We start from the raw sequence: 16,404 nt of genomic DNA, 5'->3' as shown, positions 1-16,404 counted from the left end.
CTTTGTTTTTTCAACGGGGCTATTCTTCTACGCTCAGAACGACGCTCTTGATCCTCTCGATGCCTTCCCACATATCCCCGTCCCGGTCGAAAATAAGGGACACCGGCGCATTGGCATTGCCCGCTCCGGCTAGTCGGAGCAGCTGCCGCAGCGATTCGGCGTCAATGGAACCATCGTCGCCGTACTCCGGCTTGGCATGAATAGAATGAGCGAGAGGTGCTCCATAGACGATGCCAGCTTCCTTCTCCTTCTTAACCAGATTGCCGAAATCGACGATAGTGGACACCTCGTTGCTCGTCCCGGCAAGCAAGTTTCTCCAGCTGTCTAGGGTGGATGTCAGTTCGCGGAAATTTTCCGTGACGACTTTAACGCCAAGCGGCGTGCCAAAGTGGCTCAGCTCAAGCAGAGCATTCGCGCTTCGCCGGATCGCCTCCAAGTCTCCGGCCGCCTGTTCTCCGGCGACGATTCGGACAGCAGATGCGCCAGCCAGAGCAGCGGTTTCCATCCATCCCTTCAAATAGGCGATATCGGATTCGCGGCGAATGGGATCCGGAGAGGAGATGTCGCCATAGTCGACTAACAAGGTATGAAAGACGATGCCGGCCTCGGCGAACGAGGAACGGAGTTTCTTTAAGTAATCGTCCTCGCGGGATGGGAAATGAAAATGGCAGAGCTCCAGATACGACAATCCTCGGGAAGCGGCGTCGGATGGCAGATCAAGGAGCGAAAATAGCTCCGGCTGCTCCTGAATGTTGGTGGACTGAGTCTGGGAAGTCTGATCCCAGACGGTCCAGCGAAGTGGACCAAGGCAGCGATGAAGACTCCAGCTGCTTATTGAAAGGCGATTAACAAACATAGCATGCGCACGCTCCATTCTGTTGTTAGTAGTCATACAAGCGTATCGTGCGCGCAATCGAGTTGCAAGGGCGAGTATTTGCTTTGTTTGTATGCGATTTTGCCCAGCGCCTACTCCATCGCCGAAGAATCGTCATACATGGATTCACTATTCTTCTGCATAAGATGGAATAAATCCCGCAGAGGGAATAGAGGGGAAGAGAGGTGCAAGTTTGTTTAAAAATGCGAAAGGATTCATAATAGGCTTGGTCATGGGAGGATTGCTCATGACGGCGCTGCCTTCGATGGCCGCGACGCAGAAGACGACGTATTCTTTGACGGAAGCATCGTATCCTGTATTCGTAAATAATGTGGCGTATACGGATGGAAAATTGCCCATTCTGAATTATCAGGGAAGTACTTATGTGCCCCTTCGGTCCGTAGGCGATCTGTTGGGGGCGTCGGTTGTCTGGGATGATGCTTTAAGGCGAGTCCATATCACTGCAAACGAGGATATGCGTCCATGCAACAATGCATTTTGCAATGTCAGCGTCAACGGTTCGAATGGCAGATATATCGTATCGGGAACAGCGCGCGTATTCGAAGCAGTCATGAATTATGCCGTCGAGGACGGGCATAATTATTTGCTGGAACAATTCCATACGCTTGCGGAAGGGGCTCCTGCATGGTCTCCGTTCGCGATCGAACTCGCGATCCCGGAATCCGGGCAGCCCGTTAACGGCACGCTGACGCTGGAGCTGTTCGAATACAGCGCGAAGGACGGCTCGCGAGTTAACGTCATGTCCATTCCGCTGGAAACTTTCGGCCCTTAAGATGAGATAACGGCTGCGAATTGCGAAGCAATCCGAAGGACGTTTGAGCCACATTGGGGATTGTCCGATCAGCTCTCGGCAAACTGCCGATAACGTCGCTGAAACAGATTTCTGCAAAAAAACCGTAAATGGCGGGCAGGGAAAGCTTCCCTAGCACCGCCATTTCTAATTTTTGAAGTGATCTATTTTCAAAGTGAATTTATTGCAGGGTGAAATCAACTATTACGCCTATAGAAAGACAACTTTTCTGCTCAACATGCGTTTCTAATTATAGGGTAAGATGTAAGCATAGCGGAGGTATAACGTGAGCAAACGAACAAGTTTAGGGATCAAAATTGTCATTTTCGCGATTGGCATCGGTGCAGCTGCCTACTTTTTCTTCCAGACGATAGGTTGGTTTTGGAATCCGCCGCTCCTGAAAAATAACACGGAAGCTTTTTTAGAGCAGATTCGCGAGCAGGATTTCAATGAGGCTATGAAACGGTTCGAGGATTCCGCCGCCAACAACAGTTGGCCGAATGACATGCGGGAATTATTCGAAAAACATGATTTCAAGCTGCTGACATTCGATGGGATCAGAGCCGAATTCGACGATGGCAGCTACAACACTGGACATGCGGAGTTAACGTTCGAGATTGACAGCCGTCCGATTCGGACGGAGGTTATCCTTACATTCGGAAACAGGGGCAAGCCAAAACAGTTGTGCGCGATTACCCCGCCGGGCGTCCAGTTAAGCGAGCTGCCGGAGCTCGAGGAGTGGAATCGGCTTGTGTGCGGAGGTTCCTTTTAGTGGGAGGGACAGTGGCATATAGCCGTTTAATCGTGCTCGTGTTGTTGTTTGAGGTGTTTATTACGGCTTTGATCGTGGCGGGCTATTATTACGGCTTTTCTGTCTATCCTTATGTTTCCTCGTCTTCATCGGTTAGCCTCATTGAAGGCGGAGCGGCAGGCTGGGAAACCCGGACGGAAAGCTTCCATGCTACACTGCCGCTATATATGCCGTCGCTGCAGGACTTGAAGGCGGGATATTCATCGCTCCAGAGCGGCGAGCCGCAGTGGGGAGCGGCAAGCGTGCTCGTTTCGGCAGCTGTATTGGTCCTTCAGAGCTTTGTAAGGGGCATGTTTCTGGGAGGAGCGAGAGGATGGGTTGTCGATCGAAGGGTTGCGCTGTTTTGGGCAAACGGACGCCGCTATTTTAGCGAAATGCTGGCGTGGTCGATTCTTCAGTTTCTGGCGGGAGTCCTTATGCTTTTTTTAACGGCGGTATTTTTCCCGCTAGGACTTCTTTTACTCGTGGTCATGATGATTTATTCCATAACGCCTTACTTCATGGTCCTTCAAGACTTGTCGTTAGGCGACGCTATTGCGAAAGCGCCCGGCATGTTCCGCCGTTATTTCGGCGCGATGCTCCCACTTGCTTTGATCGCCATGCTGTGCACGTTCGCGATCAGTTTGACGAGAATGATGCCGGCTCCGTATGGTTACGCCGTCCCGCTGCTTCTCCATTCCAGCTTAGGCACGCTGCTAATCGTGGCTCTTATGTTTACCTTGGCATCCAATCTCAAGAAAGACGGAGACTCGATCCCGAAACTGCAGCCCGTTGTCGCACCGCATAACCGGCTCATCGCCATTATCAATGTCCTTCTTATACCGGTATTGGTTACAGGAGGCGTGTATGCCTCGTCGGGGAAACATCTGACTCTGTTCGATTCGGCACATAAGCCGACTTATGAAGGCATCATGAGCCGGTCGAACTTCGCTGATGTCTTCTATGCTTCTGAGCAACGTTACACCGCATACGAATGGCGTTCAGAAGATTACAAGTTGGATATGAAGCTGCCGGAACTGGGGAATGGAAGACAGCCAGACGAGCTTCGGGGTATTGCCGACATCGCATGGGAAATAGATGAAGAGGTACGAACGACGAGCGGCAATACGACGAGTATCTGGGTAGAGCCAATGGAGCGCAAGAGTCGGATCTTGTATCGGCTTGTCCGTCATGGCTCGAACGACGGGAGCGTCTATTATTCCAGCGATAACGGTTATGCTGCGATTCTTCCAGGAGACGAGAAGCCGCGCGAACCGCTATCCGTACGAATGTTCGTCGACGGAAACGGCGAAAACGTGTTTGTCTTGAAATATTCGGCACGTCTGGAATCATCTGCATTAAACCGTGTATCGGCGGATGGCAGGTTCCTCATACCGGGCACTAGTCCGTTGAATCCGATGGACGTCCATTCCTATTGGTTCGCCAAGCGTCATAAACCGGATGCCATATTCGACATGCTGGCAGCCAAAAACCTGGAGAGCTATATGCCGACGTTAAACAGAAGCCAAATCGCGCTTGCGGTTGCCCTGCAGGAAGGGGACGGAAGGATGGTTGTCGATCTGCTCGACATGCTGCAAAACCATGAGATACAGGTGAAACGCCCTGATTGGGACGCGGAGGAGTGGACGGCACAATTGCGAGACCTCTACAAAGGCGCTGAAGTGGGGACGCTGCTTCCATACCTGACGAAGGCGGGGGAGCAATTCGGATACGCCGAGCTGCAAGATTCCGAATCCAGCAACGAAGCAGTCGACGTATTCCGAATGGACGTTCCGTTTCCTAACGGAAATATTCTCATTACGTACTCGTTGTCCAAGGAAGATGGACTTTTGAAGTCCTTATCCCTTTACGAATAGCTTCTATTTCAATACGTATTCTGCAAGCACGCTTTGCAACTCGTAGATATTCAGGCTTTTATTAAACTTTTTCTGAACGGGCAACGCCGAGCCGGAAATCCAGATTTTCAGCTCGGCGTCCATGTCGAACGTGCCTGCGGTTTCGATGCTGAAGTGAGTAATATTTTTATAGGGATAAGAGTGAATCTCGACCTTCTTGCCGGAGAGTCCTTGCTTATCGACCAGGATAAGTCGCTTATCCGTAAAGACGAACAAATCCCGAATGAGCTTATAGGCTTTCTCGAACCTCTCCGTTTTGCTCAGAATATGACCAAATTCCTTCTGAACCTCTTCCATCTTCAGCTCCGAAGCGTTGCCCATTAAACCGTCGAACAATCCCATGCGATCATCCCCTTTGTAGTTGAATGATATAAGACTAAGCCTATGTTACCACGTTTTAGCAAATACTGGGCAATCATTGTTCGGTATCCTGGCAACTCTTTAAAGACAAGTCTTCCGTTCTGCGATAAACTGGAAACAGAACTTTACGCATGAAAATATAGATGCCAAGGGAGAGGAACAGCTTGAGATACGAACGGAATTGGGCAGGCAATTACATGTACCAAGCCAAGGAATGTCATGTGCCGGGGACGGCCGAAGAGGTGCGCGAATTAGTGAGCCGACTAGATCGAATCAAGGTGCTTGGCTCCAGACATTCCTTCAACGCCATCGCGGATACGGACGCGGCACATGTGTCACTGGAGAGGTTAAATGGCGTCGTTGAGCTGGATCGTGTCCAACATCGAGTAACCGTCGAGGGCGGCATCCGCTACGGCGAACTGTGCGGTTATTTGCATGAGAATGGTTATGCGCTTCACAATTTGGCTTCTCTGCCGCATATTACGATTGCGGGAGCTTGCGCGACGGCGACGCACGGCTCAGGGGATCGCAACGGCAATCTGGCTACAGTGGTCTATGGCATCGAGCTGGCTACAGGTGATGGGAAACTGATCACTCTGACCAGGGATGACGAGGATGGTCTGCTCGCGGGAGCAATCGTTGGTCTTGGAGCGCTGGGTGTCGTGACAAAGCTAACGCTGGATCTTGTGCCAGCCTTCGAAATAAAGCAACATGTCTACCAAGGTTTGCCGCTCTCCAAGCTTGCGGACTGCTTTGAGGACCTATTCGCTTCCGGATACAGCGTCAGTTTGTTTACTGATTGGAAGTCATCGTCCTTCCACCAGGTGTGGAGGAAGTCCGTTGTAAAGCCAGGCGATGAGCCAGCTGGGGGAGATCCCATTAGCTGTTACGGAGCCTTGTTATCCGATGTCAATCTTCATCCCGTGCCGGGCTATGCGGCGGACAATTGCAGCGATCAACGCGGCATCGCGGGACCTTGGCATGAAAGGTTGGCCCACTTCCGCATGGACTTTACGCCAAGCGCGGGCGAGGAGCTGCAGAGCGAATATTTTGTGGCGCGCAAGGATGCCCATGCTGCTCTCGAGGCGCTGGATGGCCTGCGCGATCTCATCTCTCCGCTTCTGTTCGTAACGGAGGTGCGAACGATTGCAAGCGACAACCTGTGGTTAAGTCCATGCTTCGGACAAGACTCCGTTGGCATCCACTTTACATGGAAGCCGGATTGGGAGAGAGTCAGCGCGGCGTTGCCGATCATTGAAGCCAGTCTTGAGCCGTTCGGCGCGCGTCCGCATTGGGGCAAGCTCTTTGCCATGGAGCCGGCCAAGCTGCAAGAGCTCTATCCGAAGCTGCCGGCCTTTAGGGAGCTGGTGCAGACGTTTGATCCTGAGCGGAAATTCCGGAACGGGTATTTGGAACGGTATATTTATTAGGGGGAGTTAGCAAGGGGGGGAGTCTCTTAATGGAATCGATAAAAGCTATCCTATTTGATCTGGACAACACCCTGCTGGATCGAACGGCCACCTTCGATGTATTCACAAGAGCTTTTCTGAAAAACTACTTCGCGCATTTGGATGCAGTCGATGAGCTTCATAAGAGAATTGTGGAGCTGGACCAGGACGGTTACAAAGACAAAACGAAGCTGTTCGAGGAATTGATGTTCGAGCTGCCATGGAAACAACGCCCTGACGCGGGCGAGCTGATGGATTTTTACCGAGCAGAATATGTCAAGAGCGCCGCCCCCATGAATCATGCAGGCGAGATCATCGCTCATGTGCGATCCCGATACAAGACGGGGCTGATCACGAACGGCAGGAATGAAATTCAATATGGCAAGATTGATCGTCTTGGCATACGACATGATTTCGATGTCATTCTCGTATCGGAGGAAGCGGGCGTGAAGAAACCGGAGCCCTCCATATTCGCGATGGCACTAAACAAGCTGGATTTGAGACCGGAGCAATGTCTTTTCATCGGAGATCACCCAGTTAATGATATAGAAGCGCCGCATAAGCTCGGCATGAAGACGATATGGGTCAAGGCGAACCAGCCTTGGCGAGATGGGCTAACGGCACAGCCCATCGCGACGGTGGAACGTTTGTCGGAGCTGCTGGACATCATATAATCACATGTTCTGATTAAGGGGAAAACGTTGAAACGCCGTCGGAGAGGGCGGAGGCTGCCAAATTCTGAATAACCGTGCCATCCATGGGTGGATTATGCAGTCCCGCCCGCACGTCCCTGAAGTAACGTTCCAGCGGCAGGCTGCGAGAGAGACTGGTGCCCCCGACAATCCGCATGGCAAGATCCACGACGCGAATCGCGTTGTTGGTCGTGACATGTTTCGCGAGACCAAGCTCGGGCTTCAAAGCGGGACGATTGTCCCGTTCCTTGTCCCATCGGTCCGCGGCAGCGAACAGAACGGTGCGAGCAGATCGCAGCGCCAGCTCCATCTCGCCGATGGAAGCTTGAACGGCCGGGAATGAAGCGATCGGCTTGTCCGTATAGTTCGGTTGATAGGTGCGGGCGAATTCCAGCGCGTAGTCTCTGGCGGCAAGCGCAATGCCCATATAACATGCCGGTATATGCAGCAGCCAGCCGGACCCGTCGTCGATGCCGCCGCCCGCGATGCGATGCTCCGATGGAACGAACGCGCCGTCCAAAACGACGTCGTGACTGCCTGTCGCCCGCATGCCTAACGAATTCCAGGTCTCTACCAGCGTTACGTTTTCCGACTTCATGACTAGAAATTCGCTGACGACAGCTTCTTCCGGAATGTAGGCGGATACGACGAACCGGTCCAGAATCGGCGACAAGGTGCTAAACGTCTTGCGGCCAGTCAACCGCCATCCGCCATCCGAACGGACCGCGATTGTCTCCGGCCTGCCGCCGCGGCTGGGGCTTCCCGTCGAGGCTTCGCTTGCAAACGTGTTGATCATCGTGCCGTCCCGAACGACGGAACGGCATAATTCCGCGAACAATTTTTGCTGCCACTTGCCCGATTCCCGATAGTGAAACACTTGCCCGACATGCCAGCCTACGGCGAGAGCCGTGGAGCCATCGCCGTATGCCAGGCGCTCCTGCAACAGGACTAGACCATGCAAGTCGATGCCGTCGCCGCCGTATTCCGCCGGGACAGTCAGCTTTAGATAACCTGCTTCCCGCAGGTCGGCGAAATTGTCGAATGGGAAGGAGCCCTCCTCATCATGCCGGGCCGCACGTTCCGCGAATTTCGCAGCCAAACGCTCGACATTCTCCACACGTAAACGTTCCTCTTCATTGCGCACAAATTGATCTATATAACGAGACATTATGTCCACTCTCCTTCATCCCGCACTTGATGTAACTATAATGATACACCTTATTCAAGCTTCGGACTATACGGACTCTTTATACATCAACCTATTGAATCGAATACTAAGGAGGTTGCGGCTATGCAAATAAAAGACGTATTTGGAAAGCTTCCCTTACTGGAGACGGAGCGGACGAAGCTTCGTCCTGTCACTTTACAGGATGTTGAAGATATGTACCGATATTGCTCGGACGAAGCCGTCGCCGAATATACGACCTGGTATTCCCATGGGACGCTCGATGACACGCTTGGCTTTATCCGCCATCTGGAGCGCAAATACGATAGCGGCGAAGTTGCGCCGTGGGGTGTCGTGGACAAGGAAGAAGACCGATTAATCGGTACTTGCGGCTTCGTGCATTGGGACCCCGTTCACCGTAGAGCGGAACTGGGATATGCGTTGTCCCGGCGCTATTGGGGTAAGGGATACATGACAGAGGTCGCGGCCGCAATCATTCAATTCGGTTTTACGGAGATGGACCTTATCCGTCTCAAGGCAAGATGTCTCGTACCTAACATTGGCTCGGCCAGGGTGATGGAGAAGACGGGCATGACTTACGAAGGAACGTTGCGCAAGGTTGTGTTGAACAAGGGCGTTCATTGCGACTTAAAGGTTTATTCGATAGTCAAAGGTGAAGACGGCTCGAAGCGACTATAAAAATCTATTCGACGGTCAATGATTAGGATTGTACGAAGACGGAAGGGGGGACGACCAACATGAAGAGCTACAGCGTACTGGAGCGAATTTTGTTCCCCCGTACTCGATTGAGCGAGATGAAACTAAAGGAGGCGCTAAGCGGCAAAACGGTTCTAATTACCGGCGCCAGCTCCGGCATAGGGGAACAGCTTGCTTATCTTGCAGGCAAATGTGGGGGAAGTCTCATTCTTACGGCAAGACGAGAGGAGAAACTGCTGGCGGTCAAAAGGTCGATCGAAGAGGAGGCGGAGAGAGCGATAGTGTCGATTTTTAGCGCGGATCTTCGGGATGCGGCGCAGTTGGAGGCGTTGCATGCTTTTATTCGGGAACTTCCGAACCAGCCGGATATCGTCGTGAGCAACGCGGGCTTATCGATCCGCAGAGCCATCTTCGACTCGCTCGATCGCGCCCATGACTTCGATCGTACGATTGCGATTAATTATACGGCGCCGCTTAGGCTTCTGCTTGGGCTTATTCCCGGTCTGCGAAGTAACGGCGGTCAAATCATCAACATCTCCACGATTAATATGTCCTTAATTCCATTCCCTCACTGGTCTGCGTACCAAGCGTCCAAAGCCGCCTTCGACACCTGGTTCCGTTCTGCCGCGCCGGAGCTGAATGCGGCAGGGATCGCCACGACGTCGGTCTATCTTCCGCTTGTTCGCACGCCCATGATCGCGCCGACCAAAGCTTACGAGAGCAGTCCGGCGATGAGCGCCGAACATGCCGCGCAGCTAATCGCAAGATCCATGTACACGCGACAACGAAGAATCAGGCCATGGTGGCTTCCTTTCGGTGAACTTGCTTCCTTATGGGGCAGAGGGGCATGGGAGCGAGTGGCTCCTTTCTTATTGCGGAGAAGGGAGAGGCGGTAATGCGGTTTCTGCTTCTGCTCGAGGTGACGTACAAGCTTCGGCTGCTTACGCCAGCTGGCCTGTGGCGTCTGTTGTCGGCGATTGTCAGGCACGGCATAAATGTGATGGCACTGCTTCGAATAGCGGAGCGAACGCATGGAGACTCTCCAGCCATCGTGGATGACCGAGGCAGTGTCTCCTATCGCGAGCTGCTTTCGCAGGCAAATCGGCTTGCATCGCTGCTAACTTCCCGTCATGGAGTAAAGCGTGGCATGAAGATTGGACTCATTGGGAGGAATAAGCTGGCATTAGTGCGCTCTATTTTTGCCGTCTCGGCAACCGGAGCGGATCTGTATATGATGAATGCAGAGCTTAGCCCGAGTCAATTAAAGGAATTGGCGGCTTACAACGAACTGGATCTTATTTTATATGACGACATACGGGCGCTCGACATAGAGACATCGAAGCCATCGAAGCAAAGAGGCTGGGCGATCGCCAGCTTGGCGTCATTGGATTGGCAATTGTTGACGGCAGGCGAGACGCCAAGCCTTCCTCGCTCCTCATCCGGACGCATCATGCTGCTGACCGGCGGTACGACCGGGCGGCCGAAGGGCGTGGCGCATAAACCTTCCCTGTTGCATTATTTGCCCCCGTTTGCCGCGCTTCTTAACAGACTGCCCCTGCTTGGTTGCCGTACCGTCTATATTGCGACACCTATGGCCCACGGTTTTGGGCTCGCGAATTTGTTCCTGTTTGTCGCGCTTGGTTATAAGCTGATTCTGACGCCTCGATTCAAAGCCGAAGATGCTTGCGCCCTGATCCGCGAACATGGAGTAGAGGTAACGATCGTAGTTCCCTTGATGGTGAAGCGGATGCTCGGGCATGATTCCGGAGCGTTGGCATCGCTTCGCTGCATCGTATCGGGAGGAGCTGCGCTGAGCGGCAAGTTGGCAATGGAGACCATGAACACGCTAGGCGAGGTGTTATTTAACCTTTACGGAACAACAGAGGGCGGACTCACTACAATTGCGACGCCGCGGGATATGCGCAGGATACCGGGAACCATTGGCAAAGCCATAAGAGGCGTCCCGCTGTACGTGCTGAGCGAGTCAGGACGCTTGGGTCGGGATGGAGAAGTCGGAAGGCTGTGCATAAGAAGAGGGAAAGGATTGCCGGGACAACGCGCCTCCTGGATCGAGACGGGTGATGTCGGCGTCAGGGAAAGCAGCGGTTTGTACCGGCTGATGGGCAGAATCGACGACATGATCGTATCCGGAGGAGAAAATGTCTTTCCCGCTGAGGTCGAAGGGATTTTGCGGCAGCATCCCGATGTGGAAGACGCGATCGTTATCGGGATAGATGATGACGCGTTCGGTCAACGGCTTGCCGCATTTGTAGAGCTGAAAAAGCAAGCGGATCAGTCGGAGGAGTCGCTAATGATGTGGCTTCGGCCGCGTATGGCCAGATACCAGTTGCCCAGATCCATCGTCATGATGGATGAGCTGCCCTATACGCCGATTGGCAAGCCGGATCTTGGAGCGCTCAAGAACTGAAATTTTATTTCGAAAAGCGGCTGAACGTCTGCTTTATTTGTTATACTGGGAAGGCTGGAGGCGACGATGTCGTTACTCCCGCTATCGTAACAGAAAAGAAGTGATGATGCCGTGCACGGCTTGACAACGAGACTGCGCAATCGAAGCGTGGCGCTATTAAATCGTTATTTTACCGGTAGTTCTATGGATTACAAACAAATTTTCGCCATTATTATTCCCATCTTCGTGGATTCCGCGTTTATCGTTTTGATGGCGATTATGAATACGGCCATGATCAGCTCCTCGGGAGTTGCGGCGGTGAGCGCCGTCAGCATGGTCGACTCCATTAACATGTTCATTATCAATCTGTTCGTGGCTATTGCGACGGGAGGAACGGTCATAGTCGCGCAATACAAGGGCAGCGGCAATGACGCGATGGTGTCGAAAGCAGCCTCCCAATCGGTATCGACCGTGGCCTTGCTGTCGATCATACTATGCGTGGTCATGATCGTCTTTCATGGCTCGGTGATTGAAATGCTTTTCGGGAACGCAGAAGCAGACGTCTTGCATAATGCGAAGATCTTTCTGATAGGGAGCTGCATCTCTTATCCGTTCCTCGCCATTTATCAGGCGGTTACGGGCGCCTTGCGCGGTGTCGCGGAGACGAAAGCATGTCTGATGTTATCGGTAATCATGAATCTCTCTTATTTCCTGCTCAATCTCTTGCTGGTTAAAGGGTTTGACCTGGGCGTAGTGGGGCTTTCCATCTCTCTAATTGCCGCACGCGTGCTGGGGATGGCCGTCTCGATTATCTACCTGCTGCGTTACAATCAGACGCTTCGCTTTAAGCTGAAGCATCTGCTGCAGACGCATTGGTCGCTTCTTCGCAAGATTATGTACATCGGCGTGCCCTTTGCGCTGGAGCAGATGTTCTTTAATGGAGGCAAGCTGCTGACGCAGACGTTTATCGTCCAGCTCGGCACGTTGGCCATTACGGTCAACGCGATTGCGAATTCGCTGTCCATGCTGTTCCAGATTGGGGGCATGGCGCTCGGAGCGGCTATCGTTACCGTCGTCGGACAATCCATAGGACGCAAAAATATTGACGACGCAAGAAAGTTTATTTCCTCCTTTCTTGGTTTGTCCAACGTATTTTTTGTGGTGATCACGATCATCCTGCTGGCGATCTTCCCGCTTCTCGTTCAACTGTACACACCGCCGGAGGAGATTGTTCCGGATATATTCGCTCTTATCGTCTTAATCTCCGTCTCGCAGCCGTTGCTGTGGTCGATTAGCTTCATCTTGCCATCGGCACTTCGGGCCGCGGGCGATTCGAAGTTTACGTCCATATCGTCGCTGCTGACGATGTGGCTGCTCCGCATTATTTTGGGCTATGTGCTTGGCATTACGCTCGGGTTCGGATTAATGGGCGTATGGGTCGCGATGGTTGCCGAATGGGGCGTGCGCGGGGCTGTGTTCTACTGGAGGTACAAAGGAGACAAGTGGTACAAGCATAAGTTGATTTAATAAAACAATCACATCGTGGAAAGAAAACGCAGCCCTATATCTTGACTAAACAGCGAACGACCGACTAGCGAATCGTTCCGTTTGTCAAGAAGGGGCTGCTTTACTTGGATTTATACCGAGAAGTAACGAATAAGACCGAGAACTGCGAAAGCAAACAGCACAGTTCCGCTGCAAATGCCTGTAATCGCGCTACGGGCGACTCCCAGCTTGGGTGCGACGAATACCGATAAAATGGATGCGGCCGTCAGCAAGGCGGCAAGCACGTAAAGGCTGGCATCCTCGAACACCGGAGCAAGCCCGATAAAATGAATACCAACGATAAAGGCGATTAACGGCGCCACGAAATCGGACAGCTTCTTGCGAATGAGAAGGAAAGCCCCTATGCCCGCGATAATAAACTCGGCGTACACGGTAATGAGATAAACACGGAACGAGCTTGCTTCGTTTAATGCGGATGCCTCATCCCAGTTCGTAATGCTGAGATAAACGCCGAGTAGACAAACGAGGAGTGCCAGTCCCGAAGCGATTCCCAAATAAAGACGCCATGAATTGCGAGGTCTTTCCTGTGCCCAGCCGAACCAACTGAAGCTGAACATGCCGAAAATGGCTGCGTACATGGCATAATCCCGAATATAGTCCATTATTCTCCTCCCATATGGCATAATTAGGTTCACTATAGCACAGCATGACTTCGGAAGGATATGGAAATACGAACATGCTGGTTTATTTTTTTCGGATAGAGATGTCACAAATCAATCGACCTCCCCGTCATATTGGCAAATACGCGAAAGGGTGATGGGGATGGAAAGATATGACGTGGCGATCGTCGGCGGAGGAATTGCGGGATTAACGGCCGCGGTTTTGGCCAGCAAGGCTGGCAAACGAGTTGTCGTCATCGAGAAGCAGAACCGGCTTGGCGGCAGGGCGATTACGAATAGGAAGGAAGGAGCTTACTTCAACCTGGGGGGCCATGCTTTATACAAAGGCGATGCCTACGAGACGTTCCGGGAGTTCGGATGTTCGTTGCAGGGAGGGGAGCCGTCCATTGACGCCTTCGGCATATGGAACGGGAAGCTCAGCGTGCTGCCCACCAGCGTTTCTTCGCTGCTGGCGTCGCCGCTGTTGTCTTGGAGGGGCAAGCTGGAGTTCGCGGGTTGGTTGATGAAATTTCCGAAGCTGGATACCCGGATTTACGATGGGATCAGCTTAAGAGAATGGATTGAAGGAAATATCAAAGACCCTATGGTGCGGCATGTGTTCTATTCGCTTCTGCGTACGGCGAGTTATGGGATGGCGCCCGATCTGCAAGCGGCGGGTCCGGTGCTGCGAGGGCTTGCCAGCGCCATGCGAGGCGTCATTTATCTGGACGAAGGCTGGGGTGCGCTTGTTCGGGAGCTGCAGGAGAAGGCTTCCCGAGAGGGAGCTTCGTTCTTGACCGGTACAAACGCGACAAGCGTATTGCATGAGCTAGGTGCCGTTACCGGCGTCGTGCTGGACGATGGGACATCCATCAGAGCAGAACATGTCATCGTTGCATCGTCGCCAGCCGTTGCGCACAAGCTTGTTCCTCAAGCCGACGCTACCGCCCTGCGCGTGTGGAAGGAGCAATCCATTGAAATTACGTCCGCTTGCCTGGATGTTGCGCTGAGGAAGCTCCCGATGCCTAGTCGGCAATTCGTCTATGGCATCGATAGGCCGATTTTCCTCACGAATCAGTCCCGTGCGGCCAGACTAAGCGATGATGGCGCCCAAGTCGTATGTCTTATCAAGTATCAAGGGGCGGGTTCGAATCCGGAGAAGGATCTGAAGGAGCTGGAGGAGACGCTTGATCTCGTGCAGCCGGGATGGCGAGGGGAGCTGGTCGCGAAACAATATTTGCCGAAAATAACAGTGTGCCATGATTTCCTCCATGTTCGCGGTCGAGTGCATCCGGGTCCGAACGTACCGGAGATCAGAGGATTATATGTGGCAGGCGAATGGGCGTCCCATGGCGAATTATTGGTAGACGCCGCCACGGCCAGCGCGAAAAGGGCCGTCCGGCATATGCTGGGGAGCGGCATCGGGGAGGGCAACTCAAGAAATGGACATCGAGTCGTTATATAAGGAACATCGAGCGGAACTTTTCGCGTTGTCTTACCGCATGCTGGGGAGCGTCATGGATGCGGAGGATATCGTACAGGAAACCTTTATTGCGTACGGACAATCTTTAAGCGCCGAGCCGCTTCGGAACGTACGGGCTTATCTATATCGAATCGCGACGAATCGCTGTCTGGACTTGCTTCGGTCCTCTGCGAAGAAGCGGGAGCTCTATGTCGGGCCATGGCTGCCTGAGCCGCTGGTCGGAGACTTCAACGGCGGTGCAACAGGCGGCGAAGATCCCGCGCTGGCTTACGAGCGGAGCGAATCGATGTCCACGGCGTATCTTATGCTGCTGCAGCAGCTGAACGCGGTGGAGCGAGCCATATTCTTGCTCCGGGAGCTGTATCAATATTCTTATGAGGAGATTGCGGAGATCGTCGGCAAGCATGCAGCGAATTGTCGGCAAATTTATCATCGGGCGCAAAAGAGCATTCGCGACGGCAAGGGTGAGCATCCAACCGCAGAAGTTGCGGAATCTCTTGTCAAGTCGTTCGTGCAGTCCGTTTTTAAGGGCGATAAGTCGCGAATTCTGGAGCTGGTCAGCGACAATATCGTCTTTCTGTCAGATGGCGGCGGCAAGGTGCGGGCGGCTCAAGTGCCTGTTCGTGGCGCAAACGCCGTTTTGTCCTTGCTGCAAAATCTGCTTGTCATGTATGACGCTACGTACCAATTCGATTATGTTTTGATTAACGGCACGCCGGGACTCCGTTTCGATTTCGACGACGGGAACCGATACATCTATTCTTTCGGCTTCCGGGACGGGGTTATCGATCATATTTATTGCATTTGCAATCCCGACAAGCTTGGCCATGTGCCTCCGTTAAACAACGGAAATCTGTAACAGCTTGTTCGACTGTCGGCTGTTGCCCGAACACCTTTTCATCCAAAAGGCGAGCTATCGCTCGCCGTGGCCGATTCCTTGTGGTTAAGAAGCGGTTCAAAACCTGCTTAAGACTTTTTTTCGCCGAGAGTTTTCGCCTTCTTAAGCCACTTGGCGCGCTGCTCGGGAGTGGATGGTTTGATTGGCGTAAATTCTGTAATGCGGACAGGATTGATCCCGCTAAACTTCAATATGTTCTTTTTCATCACAATATGTCCCGCATTGCGATATACGAGCCGATTGTACCAGGATGGCGTATCCATCGTAACGAGCAGATGCGCGGTGCGGCCGGAAAGCAGCTTATCCCAGAGAACGGAGTTCTCGCGGTATTTGAAGGCGAAGCCGGGCAGGAAAACACGATCGATGAAGCCCTTCAGCAAGGCTGGCATGGCTCCCCACCAGGTGGGATAGACGAATACCAGGTGATGAGCCCACCGGATCAGCTCTTGAGCGCGAATTAAGTCTGGCTCGAGCTCGGTGCGCTTACGGTAGCCGAAGGACAAATTAGGGTTGAAAGCAAGCTCGGCAAGATTTAGCCTGCGTACCTGAGCGCCGCTGCCAAGGGCGCCGGTTGCGTAAGCGTCGGCTAGCGCGGCATTAAAGCTGGCAGAGTCGGGATGGCCGTTAATAATAAGAATGTTGGATTTGTTCGTTAGGGTCATGGAAGTTACCTCCATC

At 52.9% G+C, this 16,404-nt stretch carries 16 protein-coding genes; 11 read left to right on the top strand and 5 right to left on the bottom strand.

Going from position 1 to position 16,404, the window contains the following annotated elements; translation table 11 throughout:
• Positions 1-19: 19 nt before the first annotated feature.
• Positions 20-856, bottom strand: coding sequence for a sugar phosphate isomerase/epimerase family protein (locus H7F31_RS24345; RefSeq protein ID WP_187100885.1), 837 nt, complete (start codon positions 854-856; stop codon positions 20-22).
• Between the two features lie 265 nt (positions 857-1,121).
• Between H7F31_RS24345 and H7F31_RS24340 the strand changes: the two genes are divergently transcribed.
• The 3 genes from H7F31_RS24340 (at position 1,122) to H7F31_RS24330 (ending at position 4,352) form a co-directional block, all read left to right on the top strand.
• Positions 1,122-1,667 (top strand): Gmad2 immunoglobulin-like domain-containing protein, encoded by a 546-nt coding sequence (locus H7F31_RS24340; RefSeq protein WP_261800119.1) that lies wholly within the window; start codon positions 1,122-1,124, stop codon positions 1,665-1,667.
• Between the two features lie 304 nt (positions 1,668-1,971).
• Positions 1,972-2,457, top strand: a complete 486-nt coding sequence (locus H7F31_RS24335) for a hypothetical protein (RefSeq protein ID WP_187100883.1) — start codon at positions 1,972-1,974, stop codon at positions 2,455-2,457.
• On the top strand, positions 2,457-4,352 hold the full coding sequence (locus tag H7F31_RS24330; protein WP_187100882.1) for a hypothetical protein: 1,896 nt from the start codon (positions 2,457-2,459) through the stop codon (positions 4,350-4,352). Before H7F31_RS24335 ends, H7F31_RS24330 begins: the two co-directional genes overlap by 1 nt.
• A gap of 3 nt (positions 4,353-4,355) precedes the next feature.
• Here the strand turns inward: H7F31_RS24330 and H7F31_RS24325 are convergent, their stop codons facing one another.
• Positions 4,356-4,733, bottom strand: coding sequence for a PH domain-containing protein (locus tag H7F31_RS24325; RefSeq protein WP_187100881.1), 378 nt, complete (start codon positions 4,731-4,733; stop codon positions 4,356-4,358).
• 182 nt (positions 4,734-4,915) lie between these two features.
• On the opposite strand from H7F31_RS24325, the gene H7F31_RS24320 reads away from it, so the two are divergent.
• Positions 4,916-6,181: an FAD-binding protein gene (locus tag H7F31_RS24320; protein WP_187100880.1), complete on the top strand. Its 1,266-nt coding sequence runs from the start codon at positions 4,916-4,918 to the stop codon at positions 6,179-6,181.
• A 29-nt stretch (positions 6,182-6,210) separates the two neighbouring features.
• A complete protein-coding gene (locus tag H7F31_RS24315) occupies positions 6,211-6,873 on the top strand; it encodes an HAD family hydrolase (RefSeq protein WP_187100879.1) in 663 nt (220 codons plus the stop codon).
• A gap of 13 nt (positions 6,874-6,886) precedes the next feature.
• Here H7F31_RS24315 and H7F31_RS24310 read toward each other — a convergent pair whose 3' ends face one another.
• Positions 6,887-8,059, bottom strand: coding sequence for an acyl-CoA dehydrogenase family protein (locus H7F31_RS24310; protein WP_187100878.1), 1,173 nt, complete (start codon positions 8,057-8,059; stop codon positions 6,887-6,889).
• Between the two features lie 123 nt (positions 8,060-8,182).
• On the opposite strand from H7F31_RS24310, the gene H7F31_RS24305 reads away from it, so the two are divergent.
• From H7F31_RS24305 to H7F31_RS24290, 4 genes are all read left to right on the top strand, one after another.
• The gene (locus H7F31_RS24305) at positions 8,183-8,755 is read left to right on the top strand and encodes a GNAT family N-acetyltransferase (protein WP_187100877.1); all 573 of its coding nucleotides are present in this window, start codon (positions 8,183-8,185) and stop codon (positions 8,753-8,755) included.
• A 59-nt stretch (positions 8,756-8,814) separates the two neighbouring features.
• The gene (locus H7F31_RS24300; RefSeq protein ID WP_187100876.1) at positions 8,815-9,669 is read left to right on the top strand and encodes an SDR family NAD(P)-dependent oxidoreductase; all 855 of its coding nucleotides are present in this window, start codon (positions 8,815-8,817) and stop codon (positions 9,667-9,669) included.
• Positions 9,669-11,201 (top strand): AMP-binding protein, encoded by a 1,533-nt coding sequence (locus H7F31_RS24295; RefSeq protein ID WP_187100875.1) that lies wholly within the window; start codon positions 9,669-9,671, stop codon positions 11,199-11,201. Before H7F31_RS24300 ends, H7F31_RS24295 begins: the two co-directional genes overlap by 1 nt.
• Before the next feature lie 111 nt (positions 11,202-11,312).
• Entirely contained in the window at positions 11,313-12,707 is a 1,395-nt protein-coding gene (locus tag H7F31_RS24290) for an MATE family efflux transporter (protein ID WP_261800118.1), read from the top strand.
• 110 nt (positions 12,708-12,817) lie between these two features.
• Here H7F31_RS24290 and H7F31_RS24285 read toward each other — a convergent pair whose 3' ends face one another.
• Complete coding sequence (locus tag H7F31_RS24285) at positions 12,818-13,348, bottom strand: hypothetical protein (protein ID WP_187100874.1); 531 nt, start codon at positions 13,346-13,348, stop codon at positions 12,818-12,820.
• Between the two features lie 160 nt (positions 13,349-13,508).
• Between H7F31_RS24285 and H7F31_RS24280 the strand changes: the two genes are divergently transcribed.
• Together H7F31_RS24280 and sigJ are read left to right on the top strand one after the other, a co-directional pair.
• Positions 13,509-14,810 (top strand): phytoene desaturase family protein, encoded by a 1,302-nt coding sequence (locus H7F31_RS24280; RefSeq protein ID WP_187100873.1) that lies wholly within the window; start codon positions 13,509-13,511, stop codon positions 14,808-14,810.
• Positions 14,788-15,687 carry an RNA polymerase sigma factor SigJ gene (gene sigJ, locus H7F31_RS24275; RefSeq protein WP_187100872.1) on the top strand — a complete coding sequence of 300 codons (900 nt, stop codon included), beginning with the start codon at positions 14,788-14,790 and terminating at the stop codon, positions 15,685-15,687. Before H7F31_RS24280 ends, sigJ begins: the two co-directional genes overlap by 23 nt.
• A gap of 107 nt (positions 15,688-15,794) precedes the next feature.
• Here the strand turns inward: sigJ and H7F31_RS24270 are convergent, their stop codons facing one another.
• A complete protein-coding gene (locus H7F31_RS24270; protein ID WP_187100871.1) occupies positions 15,795-16,388 on the bottom strand; it encodes an NAD(P)H-dependent oxidoreductase in 594 nt (197 codons plus the stop codon).
• Positions 16,389-16,404 lie beyond the last annotated feature (16 nt).

The organism is Paenibacillus sp. PAMC21692 (assembly GCF_014303795.1).
In the GTDB taxonomy this organism is placed as follows: domain Bacteria; phylum Bacillota; class Bacilli; order Paenibacillales; family Paenibacillaceae; genus Pristimantibacillus; species Pristimantibacillus agaridevorans.
The sequence above is the reverse complement of the archived record's forward strand: the minus strand, read 5'-3'. Positions and strand labels throughout refer to the sequence as shown.